14 protein-coding genes, 1 other RNA gene and 1 pseudogene are annotated in these 17,539 nt (G+C 47.8%); 8 read left to right on the forward strand and 8 right to left on the reverse strand.

Going from position 1 to position 17,539, the window contains the following annotated elements; translation table 11 throughout:
* The first annotated feature begins 37 nt into the window (after positions 1 to 37).
* Positions 38 to 1,195, forward strand: a complete 1,158-nt coding sequence (locus SFA31_RS10485) for an ROK family transcriptional regulator (RefSeq protein ID WP_322837922.1) — start codon at positions 38 to 40, stop codon at positions 1,193 to 1,195.
* A gap of 144 nt (positions 1,196 to 1,339) precedes the next feature.
* Here SFA31_RS10485 and SFA31_RS10490 read toward each other — a convergent pair whose 3' ends face one another.
* Positions 1,340 to 1,936 (reverse strand): response regulator transcription factor, encoded by a 597-nt coding sequence (locus SFA31_RS10490; protein ID WP_322837923.1) that lies wholly within the window; start codon positions 1,934 to 1,936, stop codon positions 1,340 to 1,342.
* Between the two features lie 1,229 nt (positions 1,937 to 3,165).
* Between SFA31_RS10490 and SFA31_RS10495 the strand changes: the two genes are divergently transcribed.
* From SFA31_RS10495 to SFA31_RS10515, 5 genes are all read left to right on the forward strand, one after another.
* A complete protein-coding gene (locus SFA31_RS10495) occupies positions 3,166 to 3,762 on the forward strand; it encodes a response regulator transcription factor (RefSeq protein ID WP_322837924.1) in 597 nt (198 codons plus the stop codon).
* A gap of 334 nt (positions 3,763 to 4,096) precedes the next feature.
* Positions 4,097 to 5,356 carry an Ig-like domain-containing protein gene (locus SFA31_RS10500; RefSeq protein ID WP_322837925.1) on the forward strand — a complete coding sequence of 420 codons (1,260 nt, stop codon included), beginning with the start codon at positions 4,097 to 4,099 and terminating at the stop codon, positions 5,354 to 5,356.
* Positions 5,290 to 6,135 carry an Ig-like domain-containing protein gene (locus tag SFA31_RS10505; protein ID WP_322837926.1) on the forward strand — a complete coding sequence of 282 codons (846 nt, stop codon included), beginning with the start codon at positions 5,290 to 5,292 and terminating at the stop codon, positions 6,133 to 6,135. The genes SFA31_RS10500 and SFA31_RS10505 overlap by 67 nt, the downstream gene beginning before the upstream one ends.
* A gap of 23 nt (positions 6,136 to 6,158) precedes the next feature.
* Complete coding sequence (locus tag SFA31_RS10510) at positions 6,159 to 6,749, forward strand: type I secretion C-terminal target domain-containing protein (protein WP_322837927.1); 591 nt, start codon at positions 6,159 to 6,161, stop codon at positions 6,747 to 6,749.
* A gap of 749 nt (positions 6,750 to 7,498) precedes the next feature.
* Entirely contained in the window at positions 7,499 to 9,664 is a 2,166-nt protein-coding gene (locus SFA31_RS10515; protein ID WP_322837928.1) for a TolC family protein, read from the forward strand.
* A gap of 372 nt (positions 9,665 to 10,036) precedes the next feature.
* On the opposite strand, the gene SFA31_RS10520 is transcribed toward SFA31_RS10515, so the two are convergent.
* The 4 genes and pseudogenes from SFA31_RS10520 to smpB all read right to left on the reverse strand — a co-directional run bounded on the left by SFA31_RS10520 (position 10,037) and on the right by smpB (position 12,783).
* Positions 10,037 to 10,546, reverse strand: coding sequence for an NlpC/P60 family protein (locus SFA31_RS10520; RefSeq protein ID WP_322839349.1), 510 nt, complete (start codon positions 10,544 to 10,546; stop codon positions 10,037 to 10,039).
* A 321-nt stretch (positions 10,547 to 10,867) separates the two neighbouring features.
* Positions 10,868 to 11,608: pseudogene (locus tag SFA31_RS10525) on the reverse strand (integrase domain-containing protein); the annotation flags it as partial.
* A gap of 190 nt (positions 11,609 to 11,798) precedes the next feature.
* Positions 11,799 to 12,163, reverse strand: a transfer-messenger RNA (tmRNA) gene (gene ssrA, locus SFA31_RS10530).
* A 134-nt stretch (positions 12,164 to 12,297) separates the two neighbouring features.
* Entirely contained in the window at positions 12,298 to 12,783 is a 486-nt protein-coding gene (gene smpB / locus SFA31_RS10535) for an SsrA-binding protein SmpB (RefSeq protein ID WP_322837929.1), read from the reverse strand.
* Between the two features lie 146 nt (positions 12,784 to 12,929).
* Between smpB and SFA31_RS10540 the strand changes: the two genes are divergently transcribed.
* Positions 12,930 to 13,367, forward strand: coding sequence for a type II toxin-antitoxin system RatA family toxin (locus tag SFA31_RS10540; protein WP_322837930.1), 438 nt, complete (start codon positions 12,930 to 12,932; stop codon positions 13,365 to 13,367).
* Positions 13,357 to 13,647: an RnfH family protein gene (locus SFA31_RS10545; RefSeq protein WP_322837931.1), complete on the forward strand. Its 291-nt coding sequence runs from the start codon at positions 13,357 to 13,359 to the stop codon at positions 13,645 to 13,647. The genes SFA31_RS10540 and SFA31_RS10545 overlap by 11 nt, the downstream gene beginning before the upstream one ends.
* Positions 13,648 to 14,300: 653 nt before the next feature.
* Here the strand turns inward: SFA31_RS10545 and bamE are convergent.
* The 3 genes from bamE to nadK all read right to left on the reverse strand — a co-directional run bounded on the left by bamE (position 14,301) and on the right by nadK (position 17,467).
* Positions 14,301 to 14,639, reverse strand: coding sequence for an outer membrane protein assembly factor BamE (gene bamE / locus SFA31_RS10550; RefSeq protein ID WP_322837932.1), 339 nt, complete (start codon positions 14,637 to 14,639; stop codon positions 14,301 to 14,303).
* 202 nt (positions 14,640 to 14,841) lie between these two features.
* Positions 14,842 to 16,503, reverse strand: coding sequence for a DNA repair protein RecN (gene recN / locus SFA31_RS10555; protein WP_322837933.1), 1,662 nt, complete (start codon positions 16,501 to 16,503; stop codon positions 14,842 to 14,844).
* Positions 16,504 to 16,588: 85 nt separating this feature from the next.
* Positions 16,589 to 17,467 carry an NAD(+) kinase gene (gene nadK, locus SFA31_RS10560; protein WP_322837934.1) on the reverse strand — a complete coding sequence of 293 codons (879 nt, stop codon included), beginning with the start codon at positions 17,465 to 17,467 and terminating at the stop codon, positions 16,589 to 16,591.
* Between the last annotated feature and the right edge of the window lie 72 nt (positions 17,468 to 17,539).

Consider the following 17,539-nt stretch of genomic DNA (forward strand, 5'->3'; position numbering starts at 1 on the left):
TAGACTAATATTGTTAAGTCCGTTAGCTGAGTCGCTCATGAAAGAAACAGGGAAAGGGCCCGCCATCCTGCGTTTAAATAATGAAAAGCGGGTAATGGCGGCCCTGCGCCGTCTGCAGGTTACCTCGCGTCAGGATCTTTCTCGTTATCTGGCGCTAAGTAAAAATACAGTCTCACTAATCATTGATGAATTAATTGAGGCGGGATTAATTGAAGAACGCGGGCCCGTGGCCTCTTACGCCGCCGGGCGTCGGAAAATTGAAATTGCGCTGCGGCCCGATCGTCTGCTTAGCGCGGGGATTATGATTGAGCGCCAGCAGATCCACCTGCGAGTGTGCGATTATTTCTCCCGCGTACTTAAAGAGGAGACCTGGAGTACGCAAACGCGCGATCCCGCCAGCTTATTTAACGAACTCGGGTTGCGCTGTCAGCTCCTTACGCACAGTTACCCGGCGCTGCTGGGAATCGCTATCGGGTTTCCTGGCATTATCGATCCCCAGCGCGGCTGGATGCATCATTCCTCACATCTGGGCTGGCGCGACGTTGATATTCTTTCCCCTCTCCAGGCGATGCTCACCCTACCGCTTTGGGTCATGAATAACGTGAAAGCGGCGGCGCTGTTGGGCGTTCAACGCGCTACGACGGCGGAGACTGCCGCCGATCGCTTTTATCTGCGCGTGGCGGAAGGCGTGGGTGGGGCATTGATACAGCGCGGGGAGGTGTATACCGGCAGTAGTTGGACCGCCGGAGAAGTAGGGCATCTTATCGTGCAACCCGCGGGAGAAAAATGCACCTGTGGGCGCAAAGGTTGCCTGGAGACGGTAATTAGCATACCCGCCGTGCAGCGCCAGTTAGCGCGACACGCGCCGGGGTTAAGCTGGCAAAACAGGGCGAGTGCACCCCAAATTGTCGATGCGGTAATGAGGCAAATCGGCGAATTATTAGGAAATGCGCTAGGGCAGATTATGTTATTGCTTAATCCGGCGGATATCGTAATTGATTGCCCGTGGAACATCCATAGCGGGTTTGTGGAAACGGTGCGAACAAGCTCGGCAGTGAGCGCATTGACGTTTACTTCCCGGCGCACAGGCCTGCATTTTTTACGCGAACATATCGATCCTGCTCAAGGGCTGGCGCTGGCGGTCATTGAACATTATGAACGCCCCATGATTTCCGTTGCATCATCGGCACAATAGCCGGTATCACCAGAGGGTTTCAGCGGGCGGTGAGGTTAATTTGGGGAAGTAGAAACTGTTATAGCTTTGGGAATAAGAGCGCGCATAATCCGCGTGCGGCATAAGGGATATGCCGCGTAATAATCTAAAAGCTACCCTGCTAAATTAATGAATACCTAATTGCCAGCGTTTCATACCCAGCTTTTTGAGTATATTGGATTTATGGGCGCTAATTGTTTTCTCGCTCCGAGATAAACGCACAGAAATAGATTTATTGGTTTCACCTGCAAGATACATATCAAGGATCTCACGTTCGCGCGCCGTTAATCCTGCGTTTTTATACGCCTCGTCATTCAGGTTTGATGAGGGATAAGATCGCTGGGAAAAAACCTCCCAAGAATAGCAGTAGCCGCCGGCAACAATAATATGTATGGCTTTAATAAAGAAATCAGCATTGCTATCCCTGTCAACAATGCCTTGTAAAAAAGGAAATTGCTTATGCAGGCATTCCGGATTATGCTTACGGGTAGCTAATATGAGGACTGGAATAGTAATATCGTTCAGCGCATGAGCAACGTCGCTCAGGTTTTTTTCAGCGCTTTCATAATCTACAATAACAATATCATATTGATGGCGATAAAGTTCATGAGCCGCATTTTCGGGGGCAAGAAGCTTGACGCTTTCCTTATCAAAATGCATGCCTAATAAATAAGAAACACCGTGGCAACTCAAGTTATCCGCGCCCAAGAATAATACTTTCATCTGACTCTCATAATTGATGATGTCATGAAGGTGAATTCATGACGTTATCTATATTTCAATACGACAGAAGAGGAGTTCTTAGAATATAATCGTCTTCCGCTGACGTATGTCCCATATATTTCTAATAAGTATGTGCCTATGACATCACTAACTAAACCTAAAGTCAACACTCTTCTAATACTTTTCTAATTTAGTATAAGTTAATCTATATTAGTGCTCTGTAATCTTTAAGGAATAAAAAATTCATATTCTGATAGTGCTCCATGACAATATTAACATCATTTATTGTATTTATGTTGCGATATTAAGATGAGCAATTTACGGGGGGCGGCTTGCTAACTGTGTTTATGCCGGTTGTAGTGTTAATACTAACTAATAGAATTATTGGTTTATTTCGGTGATTAATATTTTTCCCTACAATTAATTAATATATGCTTCCGTTATCTGTCAGTAATATTCATGATCATCAATAAGCATATTGTATTGTTTATTACTTAATCTATAGATTAACATGTATAAAATATCTATGTTTTACGCATTTTCTAGAGTTATTCTCTTAACCCTCATTTAAGGCGGTTTTTTCTACTATGAGGATGGGCTGAAGGCAGATTATGCGCTTTCTGTTGGCTATCTGCCGTCGCACTCTATGTATTACCCGGTAAGAAAGAGGGCGATGAGGATAGTGAAGCTTTTTGAAAAAAAGTGTGTGAGATAAGTCACTGGCTGAATAAAAAAGGTTTTATAATGTAAATGAATTATTTTTATTAGTAATAGAATTGAAATTGTTCATCTTGTTACCCTGGGGGAAACGACCCTTTTTGTACATAGATGCTTGCTGATTGATGATATCTGGAATCAAGCCATTGACGAAACGGAGAGACATGGTGGGAAATAAAACTCGACATTAGGAAGTTATTATTCTCTGCTATACGCGTCCTCACTAAAACATTGGGGGAATTTATACCTGCGCGATGAGAGTAAGAAAGAGTTATCAGCCCGTAACCTAAGTCTTTTTCTGTATTTTTAAGTGTATATAAGTGGATATGATTTAAGTTTAAGTAACCTCGCATTGACTTTAATTCTCCTAGGTGGTTTCTTAATAAAATATATCCATATCCTCATTGAGTTAACAATGGATTTTAGTTTTGCTCACATTCACTGAGGTGAAAAGGAGGGCGATATATTGATTTCAATGTGTTTAATCAGATTATCGAGCAAAGGGACTAGCAATGAAAATAGCCTATCTAGGGAATGATAACCTAAGTTGCAAAGGGATATATTATATTTTGGAAAGCTGTTTCCCTGAAGATCAGGTACTTTTTTCAACGATAAAAAATGCTCATATACCACTCAATAAAGAATATTGTGATGTTGTAATTGTTGACTGTGAAGGTATTGATTCCTGCCTTGATGAAGTTATTGGTTGTTTCAGAGATACCGAAGTGCCCCTGCTGGCACTGGCCGCACATGAAAATTTTTTAAAACAGCTTCATCAGGAAATACCAGGTCTGCGTGGAATGGTAAATCGCAACGGCCACGCTGACTTCTTTATTAAAGCGATCAATGTAGTCATGGACGGAGGGTACTGCTATTCATGGAGCGTCTTTGGATCATTTAATGGAATACGCGGCGGACTAAATGAAAAAATGTATGAGAAAGCAGGCCTAACTCGCAGGGAAAGAGAGATCCTTGAACTTTGTCTTGCCGGAGAGACCAATAAAGCAATTTCTATAAAGTTATCGCGTAGTGAAAAAACAATTAGTGCACATAAATATAATATCTTGAGAAAGCTGGGCATGAAAGGATGGCAGTTAAAAATAAGATAATACTTTCACCTTCTAAAATATGGTTTTATTTATTTAAGTATAAATTTTAGATATCTCACTACCACACCATAAAGGATTAGCTCAGTTGCTTAAATATACTTATTTTTATTATCTATTTTAAATTTTATTTACGGTTTTGTTTTTTATTATTTTTGTATATCAATGGTTTATGATGAATCGACCGGCGTAGTCTTCTTAGTTCATGGTTGGATGATATTTGACCGCAGTATCTTTGTCTTTACCGGATAAATAAAATAAGCGGGTAAACATTGGAAATTATTCATTGGATGATTAGCTTTCCGGGAAGGAAAGTTATAGCAATTCAGGAGATTGTATGAGTAAGAAAATCATACTGGTTACAAGACATGCGGATGGAAAAAATGAAAACGTATCCGTCAGTCAGGAAAACCCAGCCAAGGTAAAAATAAAATCGGGTTATCTTTATTTGCTGAAGAATGAAGGAGATAACTTTGCTCCTGAAAATATTACATTAAAGCGTAATGGGAATGATTTAGAAGTAATGCAGGAAGGTGATGAAAAGCCATCCCTGACTCTTAAAGACTATTTTGAATACGGTGATGATGCATCTCCATTATTGTTAGGGATGGCGGAAGACGGCCAGCTTTACCAATATATTCCTGTTAGCGACGTTGGCTATGACGCAGGCTACCTCATAACTGACAGCGAATTAGTTGCGGCGGCGCTCGGTGGCGAAACATTGGGGCCAGGCGCGCCTTATTTCGAAAGTGATGACTCCAACTCTAATTTATACCCACTGCTGTTTGGTCTGCTTGCCGCAGCGGGGGCTATTGGCGCCGGGGTTGCCCTTCACGAACACAATACTAAGGGCCATCACCACCATGACCCGGTAGATATAACGCCTCCGGTAAGTAAGGGAATCGATTCTGCTCTGGATAATACTGGCGCTATCACCGGAAAATTAAAAAGTGGTGATATCACCGATGAAACGCATCCACAGCTGAGCGGTAGCGGAGAGCCGGGTAACACCATCACAATTTATGACAACGGCAAAAAAATTGGTGAGACCAACGTTGATCGCAACGGCAACTGGCGCTGGACGCCTGACAATCGGCTGGCAGATGGTGACCATACATTAACTACAACGGAACGAGATGCTGCCGGGAATATCAGCAAACCATCTCCAGGATTTGACCTTACCGTTGACTCCACTGCGCCGCAGACTCCTCCAGCTCCTGACGCTCACGATAACGTGGGCGACAAACAGGGCCCGATCCACAGCGGCGACGTCACCGATGACAGCACCCCGACCCTGAACGGCAGGGGCACCCCGGGCGACACCGTGGACGTGTGGGACAACGGCGAGAAAATCGGCTCCGCAACCGTTGACCCGGACGGCAACTGGACGTGGACCCCGGACCAGCCGCTGGCGGACGGTGACCACAGCCTCTCCACCACCGTTACCGATCCGGCGGGCAACGTCAGCGAGCCGTCGCCGGGCCTCGACATCACCGTGGACACGCAGCCTCCGGCCACCCCGGACGCGCCGTGGCCAGCGATAACGCGGGCGATAAACAGGGCCCGATCCACAGCGGCGACAGCACCCCGACCCTGAACGGCAGGGGCACCCCGGGCGACACCGTGGACGTGTGGGACAACGGCGAGAAAATCGGCTCCGCAACCGTCGATCCGGACGGCAACTGGACGTGGACCCCGGACCAGCCGCTGGCGGACGGCGATCACAGCCTGTCCACCACGGAAACCGATCCGGCGGGCAACGTCAGCGAACCGTCGCCGGGCCTCGACATCACCGTGGATACCACCCCGCCTGATGCTGGAGCATTGTCAATCACCGGCGTTGCCGATGATGTCGGCGAAATTACTGGAAACATTCCTACCGGTGGAAAAACCGATGACACCCGACCCGTTATTTCTGGTACCGGCACTGCAGGGGATACCATCATCCTGTACACCACGGATGCATCTGGCCAGCATGAAATTGGGCGGGCTACGGTGGATAACAGCGGTCACTGGTCTATTCAGATTGAAAACGATTTGCTTGCGGGCGAGAACACGTTCTCTGCGGTTGAAAAAGATGTCGCTGGTAACAGTACGACATCCGGTGATTACACCATTACCGTGTACGCCAGTGGCCCGGCGGCTCCAAGCATTAATACCTTAATTGATAATGAAGGCCCGCACACCGGTCCGCTGCAGAAGGGCGAAATCACCGATGACAGCACCCCGGCGCTGCACGGCTCGGCGGGTGCCGGTCTGGTGGTCCGGGTGTACGACAACGGCACCCTGCTGGGCAGTACCACGGCGGACGCCAGCGGTAACTGGGTAACGATCTGTACAACGGCGGTGGCGGTACTACCACTATCTCAGGCGTGAAATCCTGGAGTTCAACCGGCGGTATGGACATCGTGGATTACAAACTGGCTGGGAATACGTCTCTACATATCGATCTGAATAAGACCGAAATGCAGGACACCGGTTTTGGTAGCGCGCAGTTCGTTAATATCGAAGGTTTAGCTGGCGGAAACGGCAATGATACCTTTATCGGCAATCAGGCCAACAACATCTTTGAAGGACGCGGTGGAGAGGATGTGTTCGACCTTACCGCCGGTGGGCAGGATACGCTGATGTACAAAGTGCTGTCGGCCACCAATAGCGGCGGTAACGGCCACGATACGGTGGATGGGTTCTTTGTCGGTACTATTGAGGCAACCCCTAATGCGGATATTGTCGATATTAAAGATATGCTGATTGGCTATCACGCTGATGCCGACGGCGCCGCGCATTATATTAATGGCAAGGCGACTATTGACGCTGGCGATAATATTCAGGATTACCTGTCGGTAACCCATAGCGGTAATGATACGATTATTAGTATCGACCGGGATGGGCACGGCGGAGAATTCGGGATGACCTCTGTCGTGACGTTAAATAATACCAACGTCGATTTAGAGACATTATTAGCCAACCATCAGATAACCCTTGGCTAACCTGTGCCCATAAGGAGGGGGAAACCCCTCCTTATTTGTCAGGAATGCTGCTAATACCTGCTGTTGCTAAAAGATATATCGGAAGTTACCGATTAGCGCTCCGGGAATGTGGCGTTAACCTGCTATTAAGTAAAAGGAGTTCATCATTGTTATCTCTGATAGCCGCATTATTACTGATACCGTTATTGATGATGCTCACCAGATAATTTTAATCTGAGTGAAATCGGTAATATTTAGCTTTGCAACGCCAGGCTGGAGACTCAGCCAGTGTGGCGGTTTTTCGCTCAAATGGGGTGCCTGAACGGTATTGCCAGGTTTATGGCGTGGAAGGTAATAAATCATTTCTTAATAATAATTGTGCGGCGTAGTGCAATATTTCTCGTCGGCAGCGCGGTTATTTGAATGAGATGAATTTAAAGCCTGTTAAGAATTGAAAGCGTGTATTTAATGCGTGTATTCGATAAATAAGAGACGGTATCTGACAACCAGGTACATACGCGATCGAATTTACGCGAAAGATAAATAATTTCTCGCAAACGTATAGGGAAAGCGGTGGTTTCTAAGTATTGAAAATACTGCTTTTCAGGATGGAGTTACCCGAATGGATATGAAGAGAACAACCGGCGCTGCGGCGCGCATAATTACATTAGGTTTTTTACTGTACAGCGCGGCCGGTGTGGCAAAAGAAGAGGCACCGTCGGCGAGTTCGGCGGCGAAGTTGATTTATCATCCTGTTCCAGCAGTGACGGATGGACAGGCGCAATTTATATTCACGAGATACGGACGATAATAATCAAACCTGCTTTGATATTATTGTACCGGAAACCGGTGGAAAATTAACGCTGAGTGAGCAGGAGCTTAATCATATTTATTCTGGCTATGCGCTGCTTGCAAATCGTAAGCCCTCGCTGAACCGTTATCATAATGATCGGTTTTTGCCAGAAATTAATCGTGAAGGCCACTGGCTTTTTTCAACGCTTTGGCGTTATCGCCGCTATTTCTATAGCGCTGCCGCTGCTGCACTATTGGCAAATATTCTGACACTCGCGACCACATTCTTTACTATGAATGTGTATGACCGCGTGGTGCCCAATCAGGCCTATGCGACTCTGTGGTCGCTGGCAATTGGCGTTACGCTTGCCATCATTTTTGAATTTGCGTCCCGCCAGGTTCGGGCCTGGCTTATTGATATCGCCGGTAAAAAAGCCGATTTGATTCTCGGCACTACATTATTCCGGCAAATGATGGCGGTTAAGCTGGAGTTTAAACCGCGCTCGGCCGGTTCTTTTGCTAACCAGCTTCGGGAGTTCGAGTCGGTCAGAGATTTTATCACTTCGGTGACGCTATCGACGCTCTCGGATATTCCTTTCTGTATTTTATTTTTATTTATTATTTACTTAGTCGGCGGCCCGCTGGCGTTTATGGTCAACGCGGCGCTGGCGAGCAGCGCATTTTTTTCAACGGCGTATGGCCAGGAGCGGATGTTACAGTTTACGCCCGTCGGTGAGATGCCTGCCGGGCGGATGCAGAAGCACCTGCAAAGCCAGACGTCTGAAAGGACAAAGCAGCCTGCGCTGCGCCCGTCAGAGAAGCCGCCCCTGGCGTTTACTGCGCTTCCTGACTTTACCGGTGCCGGGATGCACAAGCGGCGGCCTGCTCCCATTGCAGCGGAGCTCCGCGCACGCCCGCGAAACCCCGCGCCTTATGGCTCTTCGCACGCTTATTTTCAGGCCATGGTGCTAAAGGCGCTCAACCATAGTCCTGAAGTTCGCGGCGCGCTGGCCGAGATGGACGCCTCTAACTGGAATGTGAAGCAAATTGGCGGGCAGCGTTATCCGCAGGTAAAGCTTGGCATTACCTCACCTTTTGATACTTTTGGCAGCGGCCGGACTTACCAGCATAATGAATCGCCCAGCGACAGTAGCCTGTCGGTGTCCGTTTCAACCCCGGTATTTGACTGGGGGAAAATACGCGCCGGCCTGAAGAGCGCGAAAGAATCGCTAAACTCTACGGCGCTGGCGGTAAAAGAAGCGCGGGAGCAAATAGCGTATAGCACGACTACAGAATTACTGAATCTGAGCCGCTACCGCGAGAGCCTGCGCGTGGCATCGAAATACGCGGATCGCATGCACGAGCTGGTCAATATGCTGTCGCAGATTGCGGATGCGGACAGGGGCCGCGCCAGTGAACTGACCCAGGCCCGGGCGCGCCTGCTTTCGGCGCTGGCCAGTCGCGATCAGCTACAGCATCAATATGATGCGACCATGATTAAGCTGGTGAGACTGTTAGGGGGGCGACCCGAGACGCCTGCCGGGCTGCACTGGAATGACGGTATGATTGCCGGAAAAACGGCGCTTGACGCACTGGCGGTGCATCCGACGCTTTTACGCAATGAGGCGGAGGCTCGCGCCGCCGATGCGCAGGCGGAATCAATTAAGGCCGCCGGGCTGCCTCAACTTAACTGGGTAGTATCAAAAAGCACGGCGAAGGACTCATACGGAGAAGAGGATGCCTGGTATACCGGGCTTAACGTAGAGTGGAGCGCGTTTAGCGGCGGCTCTGAGCGCGCGGCCAGGCAGGCCGCGCTGGCGAAGGCACGGGCCGCGCGTGAGAAAACGCAAACGTCGCGTCTGGAGCTGGAATATCAAATCCAAAATATGCTGGAAACGCGCGATTCATCTATAAAGCGCGCCGGTGATTACGAGCGTTTGAGCGTGGAAACCGATAAGGTCAGGCTGATGTTTTATGAACAGTGGTATCACCTTGGCAAGAGAACGCTGCTGGATGTATTAACGGCTGAAAGCGACCATTTTAATAATCAGATCTCGGCAATTAATAACCGTTTTGACGGGTATGTTGGGAACCTGGCGATTATGTATAACGCGGGAATTTTACTGAACTGGCTGGCGGAGTAACAGGCCAAAGGCTTGCCGCAATACGGCGTATTTTGAGGTACCTTGAAGCGCCAGGCGGAGTAACGGGCGCTCACTTCACGAAGGTGTTCTCTGGCTCAGGTAATTTCTGCCGTTGATACCTATATTGCCATCCAATAATAATTACCCTGTAACAGGAGTTGAGCGCTGGAGTGGAGTGCTTTTCAATAAAAAGTCAGTTATTTATAGCCTGATTTGAATGATGATAACGCTAAAAATATGCAGGTTGCCGGGCGAAAGCGCCGTTTATTTAAAAAAGGAGTCCGCTATAAAAAGGTAATGCGCCTGTATAGCATTTATCATTGAGAGAGGACATCCATGTGAAATTGGTGACACTATTATTAATTTTTATAATTAAATAACAACTCTTCTGGCTGCTTCAAAGCGCGTTATCCAATAACTATTATGTAGTTCGGAAATGGTTACGCCGTGCGAACTTGAAGCGTGAATAAATTTATCCTTTCCAATATATACGCCGACGTGGCGTACCGTTCTTTTCGTCTGAAAGAATACTAAATCCCCCGGTTTTAACGACGAAATAGCAACCGCAGAGCCAGACTTTATTTGTTCGGCAGTGGTGCGAGGAAGCCGCTTTGCCAGCGCGCCAGAAAAGATCTTTTGCATCAGCGCTGAGCAATCTATCCCACGCATATTGCTACCGCCCCATTGATATTTGACTCCCTGCCAGTGTTTGTACTGATCGAGAATTTTACTCTTAACCTCTGTGCTGGCAGCGGGTAGATGATGATTATATATAAGGTGCGTTTTCTCTATTCGGGGCTGAAGTAAATAGGCTCCGGAAAAAGGGGCGAAGCATATTCCAGATATAAGTACAAATACGGAAGTTAATAATCTTAGGGACATGTAATATGATATCTGCTCAATAAGTGTTCTAAGGAGGTGCAAAATTTATACACTCCAGATGCGGAAATCAAGATATATATTGTATTAAAAACAGCCGATTTTAGGGTGTTAATTGTACGTTACGTGAGAATTTTACGGAAACCGTATATTTTAATCTGTGTATTTTGAATTAATGTTAATATTTATTCTGTGAATGTTAACTTGAATAAGTAAAGGCTTAATAAGATATTATTGGTGTGCAATAAACTGACGCATTATTATTTTTAGTCATCTGATGGAAAAATAATCGGTAGCTGTCAGATCAGGTCTGAGCTAATACGTGGTGAGAATTTGCCACATGAACAGGCATCGTGTGCACAAGCTGATACTTGTCGTGCGCATAGTCTGCATTAGCAGTGGAAGTTGATCCGGTCGAATACTTGGCATGTTTTTCTTTTGCGGTTTCTCGAATGCTTTCCCGATGTTTATGCTGGGAACCGCATCAATCAGGCCTGTGTTCTGCGCATAAATCATCACTTCGTTAATACGCTGACAAAGGCGGCGAACAGTTTCTAACGCGCCTCTGGCCTGAACCGGCTGAACTGCTTTAACCAAAGTATGAGCTTTAATCTCAGTGATGCTGATATCACCGATTGCTGGAAAATATCTCTCTCAAGCGAGCGCCAGATATCCTCTGTGTAGTCCTCAGTCACACTTGCTTTCTTTACATTCCACCAACGCTCGGCAACTAACAGGAAAGTATTGGTTTTGGCCTCTTGAGAATTTCTCGCCTGTTCTTTCTGATATTCTTTATTCTTGGGGATCAATGTCTTTCGCCAACAAAACTTTAGATTCGGCTCTGAGTTTACGTGTATCAGAAAGCGAGACGGCAGGGTAGGCTCCGAAGCTCTGTTTGGTTCGCTGCTTGGTCAGAGGCCGATAGTAACGGAACTGCCAGAGCTTACTACCGCTGGATTTGATTAGCAGAGTAAGCCCATCACCATCATACAGCTGGTAATCGGCATCTTTTGGTTTGGCGGCTTTGATTTCCTTATCGGTTAACGGCTTGGTTTTTCTTGCCATGGGGAGTCTCCATGCGTTTAGGCCCAACGAAAACAATAGCGCTTTTCGTTGGCCTAAAAGGTTCGGATTTAATTAGTTCTCTTCGGACTTCGCGGGACAAATTGAGGGCACAAAAAAGCCCGCAGGGCTTGCGCCGTGCGGGCTCTTAGGACTTCATCGGATGACTCTGGTAATCACCGATGGAGAATTTTGGTGGAGCTGGCGGGAGTTGAACCCGCGTCCGAAATTCCTACATCCTCGGTACTACATGCTTAGTCCTGTCTTTACATTCGCCGGGTAGCTGCGGACGGACACGCCACTAACCGACTAGCCTGATTAGTTTTAACGCTTCAACCCCAGGCAAGGCATCCACGCGATCTCTTTTAGGTTTGACCTCTCTTGATCCCCGTCCTAAGAGCGGAGGCTAGGGAGAGAGGGCTCTGAGCAGGTTATTAAGCTGCTAAAGCGTAGTTTTCGTCGTTTGCGACTATTTTTTTGCGGTTTGTTAACGAGGCCTACCGCACCTCGGCATGCACCTTGGGTTTCGCGAATCCCGTCGAATCCAGAATCAGCCCCAAGCATTCGCAGAGTATACCATAAAATTAATGGCGTAACATGTTCGTAAAGCGATATGGCGATTAATCATGCGATTCGTACATTTACATGAGGTAAAGGCCGTTTGCGGCAGTTGTTACCAGAAAGAATTACGGTTAACCACGGCCTGCATTTTTCATAATACGCGCTTTATCAAGCTGCCATTCACGTTCTTTTAAATCGGTGCGCTTATCATGCTGTTTTTTCCCTTTTGCCACGCCGATTTTGACTTTACACCAGGCATTTTTCCAGTACAGAGAAAGTGCCACAACGGTATAGCCGTCGCGGTTAATGCGGCCATAAAGGTTATCAAGTTCGCGTTGATTCAGCAGGAGCTTACGCGTACGGGTAGGATCGCAGACGATGTGCGAAGAGGCCACATTGAGAGGCGTAAAGTTGGCGCCAAATAGCCAGGCTTCACCCTCTTTCATAATGACATAGCTGTCGCCGATATTGGCTTTACCGGCGCGTAGCGATTTAACTTCCCAACCCTGTAGGGCTAGACCTGCTTCAATTTCGTCCTCAATAAAATATTCGTGACGCGCGCGTTTATTTAGCGCGATAGTGGCAGAGCCCGGTTTGTGTGCTTTTTTCTTTGTCATAATGGCGCTCAGTATACGTAATCCGCTTGTAAAACGCATCCCCGGGTAGGAGAAGACAATTATATTAGCATGGCTTGCGGCGGCGTTTTTCTTTGATGAATGATAAATGTTATTATTCTGTAGTTAAGTTGAATTCAGGAACAGATATGCCGCAAATTAGTCGTACTGCGCTGGTGCCGTTTAGTGCCGAACAAATGTATCAGTTAGTGAATGATGTTAAATCATATCCCGAGTTTTTGCCGGGGTGTGTGGGTAGCCGCGTGCTAGATGCCAGTGCGGAACAAATGACGGCGGCGGTAGATGTTTCTAAGGCAGGGATCAGTAAAACCTTTACTACGCGAAATGTGTTAACGCGAAATCAAAGTATTTTGATGCATCTGGTCGACGGACCCTTTAAAACGCTAATGGGGGGCTGGAAGTTTACGGCGCTGTCGCCTGAGGCATGCCGAATTGAGTTTCATCTCGATTTTGAGTTTACAAATCGGCTGATTGAAATGGCGTTTGGGCGGATTTTTAAAGATTTAGTGGCTAGCATGGTTCAGGCTTTTACCAGCCGGGCGAAAGAGGTCTATAGTGTCGTCTGAAATTCAGGTGGAGGTGGTTTACGCGCTGCCTGAGAAACAGTATTTGCGTAAAGTGACATTATCCGTAGGTGCGACGCTGCAACAGGCCATCGCGGCATCTGGCATACTGGATTTATGGCCGGATATCGATCTTAACGTAAATAAGGTGGGGATTTATAGCCGCCCCGCAGCGTTGACGGATATACTTCAGGACGGCGATCGCGTTGAAATTTATCGCCCCCTGGTTGCCGATCCTAAATTGCTTCGCCGCCAAAAGGCAGCGCAATCCTTGAAGAAGTAGTCTTTATTCGCTCCACTCGTTAACAATATAGCTTCCGGCGAAATGTGACCCTTGTATGTCAGGGAATTGGTGGCGCGGCATATCTCAATTTTTTCACCATCGAGTTGCCTTCTGTATCAACTTCCCGTAAGGGGTTGATGCTATGGAGGGGAGTGCTTTTTTAGGAATTTCTGTGGAGGTTATGCCTCTGGGAAGATAACTCTGGTCGTTTAACGCTGGCTAATAATATTCGTTAATGCTTCTTCTGACCGAAAGCCTTCCGTGCTGCGCTTCTTTTAAGCTAAATGTGGGCGGATAATTTGGAGCAATAAATACTAAGAGAAGTAAAACACCGCCTTCTGAGGCAGTTACTTTTAAGAATGCTTCCTGTTAGAGGGGCTAATGTCGCTTTCCACGTATTACTCCTGCAATTTCATCTGCTGCTAATGTAGTTGTTCCGTTTTCTCATGATGTCTCATATGCCGCTCGATTATTTCCTCGTTTACCCTGCCGTATCTTATCTACAGAGTCGTAAGCAGCGATATTACGGCATGGACCTACTTTCGGTTATAGCTTTGTAGGTTCAATCATCTTTCGCTCTTCCACAGGGAATTATTCAGTAATCAACGTAAAAAAGGCGCCACGCAGGCGCCTTAGTACAAAGCATTAACCCGCTACTTTTGTAGCGCAGGTTTATTATCAATGTTGGTTAAAACACCGCTGCTATCAAATGTGAGCGTGAGAGTTTGCTGCGTTACGTCCTCATGCCCCGGCTGTTGGCGAAATATATAGAACCAAGTGTTGCTGCCAAAAGGATCGGTCATCATTGGCGTACCCAGCGCATAAGCAACCTGCTGTTGGTTCATGCCAGTATGAATTTTTGCGACATCATTGGGAGCCAGATAGTTACCTTGATTAATGTCCGGGCGGTATACCACTCTCTCCAGAGTGGAGCAGCCTGCGGTTAACATTAAAACAACGGCCGCAGCAGTAGCCAGCGTTTTACAGCGCATAGTGTTTTGATTCCTTTTCGGGCCAGACGGTATGTGGCGCTTCATTAATACACTGATGATAATAAACCTTTAAGCAGTTTAAAACCTTAAAGGCGCTCACTGTGGCTCCGCGGAACGAAAAAAGTTGAAATCTGCCCGCATAATTTTACGCGGGCTTAACCTTTTAGTGATTACTATGATTACCTGCATAGCTAATGCTTACTCAGGCGGCGAGGAGTTCTCGGGCGTTAGCCAGCGCGCTGCGCGTGACTTCACTTCCGCCTAAAAGCCTTGCCAGTTCCTGTAGTCGCGCACGTTTATTCAGTGGTTGCATACGCGTTTCAGTAACCTCACCGTCGGTTTCTTTACTGACAAAGAAGTGCTGATGGCCAGATGCGGCGACCTGAGGTAAGTGCGTAACGCACATTACCTGTGTTGACTCTCCAAGCTGACGAAGCAGTTTGCCCACGATAGCGGCCGTAGGGCCACTAATGCCTACATCGACTTCATCGAAGATGAGTGCGGGAGTTTCCATTTTTTGAGCCGTAATAACCTGAATCGCTAATGCGATCCGTGAAAGCTCACCGCCGGAGGCGACTTTAGCCAGAGGTTGTAAGGGTTGTCCGGGGTTAGTGCAAACCCGGAATTCGATGCGATCGGCACCGTCAGCCGTTAAATGGGATTCGTTGAAGGCAACATCAATAATAAATTCACCATGAGGCATTGATAGTGAACGCATACTAGCAGTAATGCGCTGAGCCAGTTCAAGGGCGGTTGCCGTCCGCTGCGTATGGAGGCGCCGTGCAATGTCCAGCGCCTGTTGATGATAACGCTCCACTTGAAGCGCCAACAGATCCTGAGCATCGCCCTGAGTTTCAATTCGCTGTTGCTCTTCCAGTAGCTGCTGATGCAGCGCCGGTAACTCTTCTGGCGAGATATGGTGTTTACGTGCCAGCATCATTTGGCGTGAGATGCGCTGTTCCAGTTCGAAGAGGCGGTTAGGATCGAGCTCCATTCTGTCGCAGTAATGACGCAATTCTTCGCTGGCTTCATCGACTTGGATAGCGGCATCTTCCAGCATTTGCAGCACGCTGGATAAAGAGTCATCCATGCCGGCGAGTTCGGCAACTATCTGACGCGCGCTATACAGGTAACTACGCAAATTATGCTCTTCGTTATCTGCCAGAACAGTTAGCGCTTGCTGAGTTGAGGAGAGGCGCTGGCCGCTGTTAGCCAACAATCGATATTCTTCATCAATGCGTTCATATTCACCGGTGATGGGCGAAAAGTCATTGAGTTCTTTTAGCTGATAATGCAGGAGTTCAGCGCGTGCGCTGCGTTCCTGACTTAATTGTTGGTGGCTTGCCAGATCGCGGCAGCTTTGATGCCACTGACGATAGCTGGTTTGCATTTGCTGTAGCAGATCGGTTTGGTTTATATAGGCATCCAGTAATTGCCGCTGCTGTTCCGGGCGAATAAGTTGCTGGTGCGCATGCTGCCCGTGAATTTGAATTAAACGCTGCCCCAGATCGCGTAGCTGAGACAGTGGCACTGCCGTACCGTTAATAAAACCGCGCGAACGTCCGTCTGCGTTAATAACGCGGCGAAGCAGGCACTCACTACCGTCCTCAAGTTCGTTATCTTCCAGCCAGCGGCGGGCAGCAGGAGTATCTTTTAAAGAGAACCTGGCACATAAGTCGGCGCGCGCCGCTCCAGGACGAATAATATCTGCTTCTGCCCGCCCACCCAGGCACAGCCCGAGTGCGTCTATGGCGATAGATTTTCCGGCGCCGGTTTCGCCAGTAATCGCCGTCATGCCCCGATGAAAATCTATTTCCAGTTCACGAACGATAGCAAAGTTACTGATGGTGAGTTGGGTCAGCATAGCCACTTTCCTGCAGATAAAAGATAACTGTAATTGTATACAGTATATCCTGTGGTTATATACAGTAAAGTCTTTCAGGCTTAATTCAGAATAATTTTTTCGACCAGCCGAGCTTTGAACTTAATGTATTGAAATAACTGTAATCTTTTGGATGTATCAGATTGAGGTGGTAATTGCAGCGACGAATTAATACATCTTCGCCTTCCTGGATAGGAAGTGCAATTTGGCTGTCGCAGCTTATTTCAAGGTCTCCGCGCATATGTGAGAAGCGCAGGCGAATCGAGCTGTGGCTGTCTATAACTAAAGGGCGGGCGGAAAGCGTATGGGGGAACATCGGTACCAGAGCGATTGCGTCCAGAGAAGGGGTAAGGATAGGGCCACCGGCGGAGAGCGAGTAGGCGGTTGAACCGGTCGGGGTGGAAATAATCAGGCCGTCTGAGCGTTGGGAGAATGCGAAGCGCTCATCAATATAAACTTCAAATTCAATCATATGCGCTACTTTTCCCGGATGAAGCACTACTTCATTGATAGCCGTGCTGCTCCTGGTTTGATTATTTTTATGGCAGACCTGCGCTTCCAGCAAAAAACGGCGTTCAGTGATATAGTGACCTTCCAGAACATCGGCAAGCTGTTGCTGCGCATTATCTGGATCGAGATCGGTGAGGAAGCCAAGGTTACCGCGGTTGATGCCAATAACTTTGATATCGTAGCGCGCTAGCACGCGGGCGGCACCCAGCATATTTCCGTCGCCGCCGACCACGACGGCAAGATCGGCCCGCTGACCTATTTCCGATAGCGTACCGGTGCATACGTGATTGAGCTGGAGTTCCTGAGCAATTTGTTGCTCCACGATAACGTCGTAGCCTGCCTCGCTTAGCCAGCGCCACAGCATTTCGTGCGTGGTTAGTGCGGTAGGATGACGAGGGTGGCCGACAATGCCGATACAGTTGAAATGTTTATTCATTTTCCCGATGGTCCTCAAACGTGGAGCGCGGTTCCATAATCACTCGGCTTCCCTTGAAACCCGAAAACCGAT

Origin of the sequence: Erwinia sp. HR93 (assembly GCF_034555055.1) — a bacterium.
GTDB lineage: Bacteria > Pseudomonadota > Gammaproteobacteria > Enterobacterales > Enterobacteriaceae > Apirhabdus > Apirhabdus apintestini.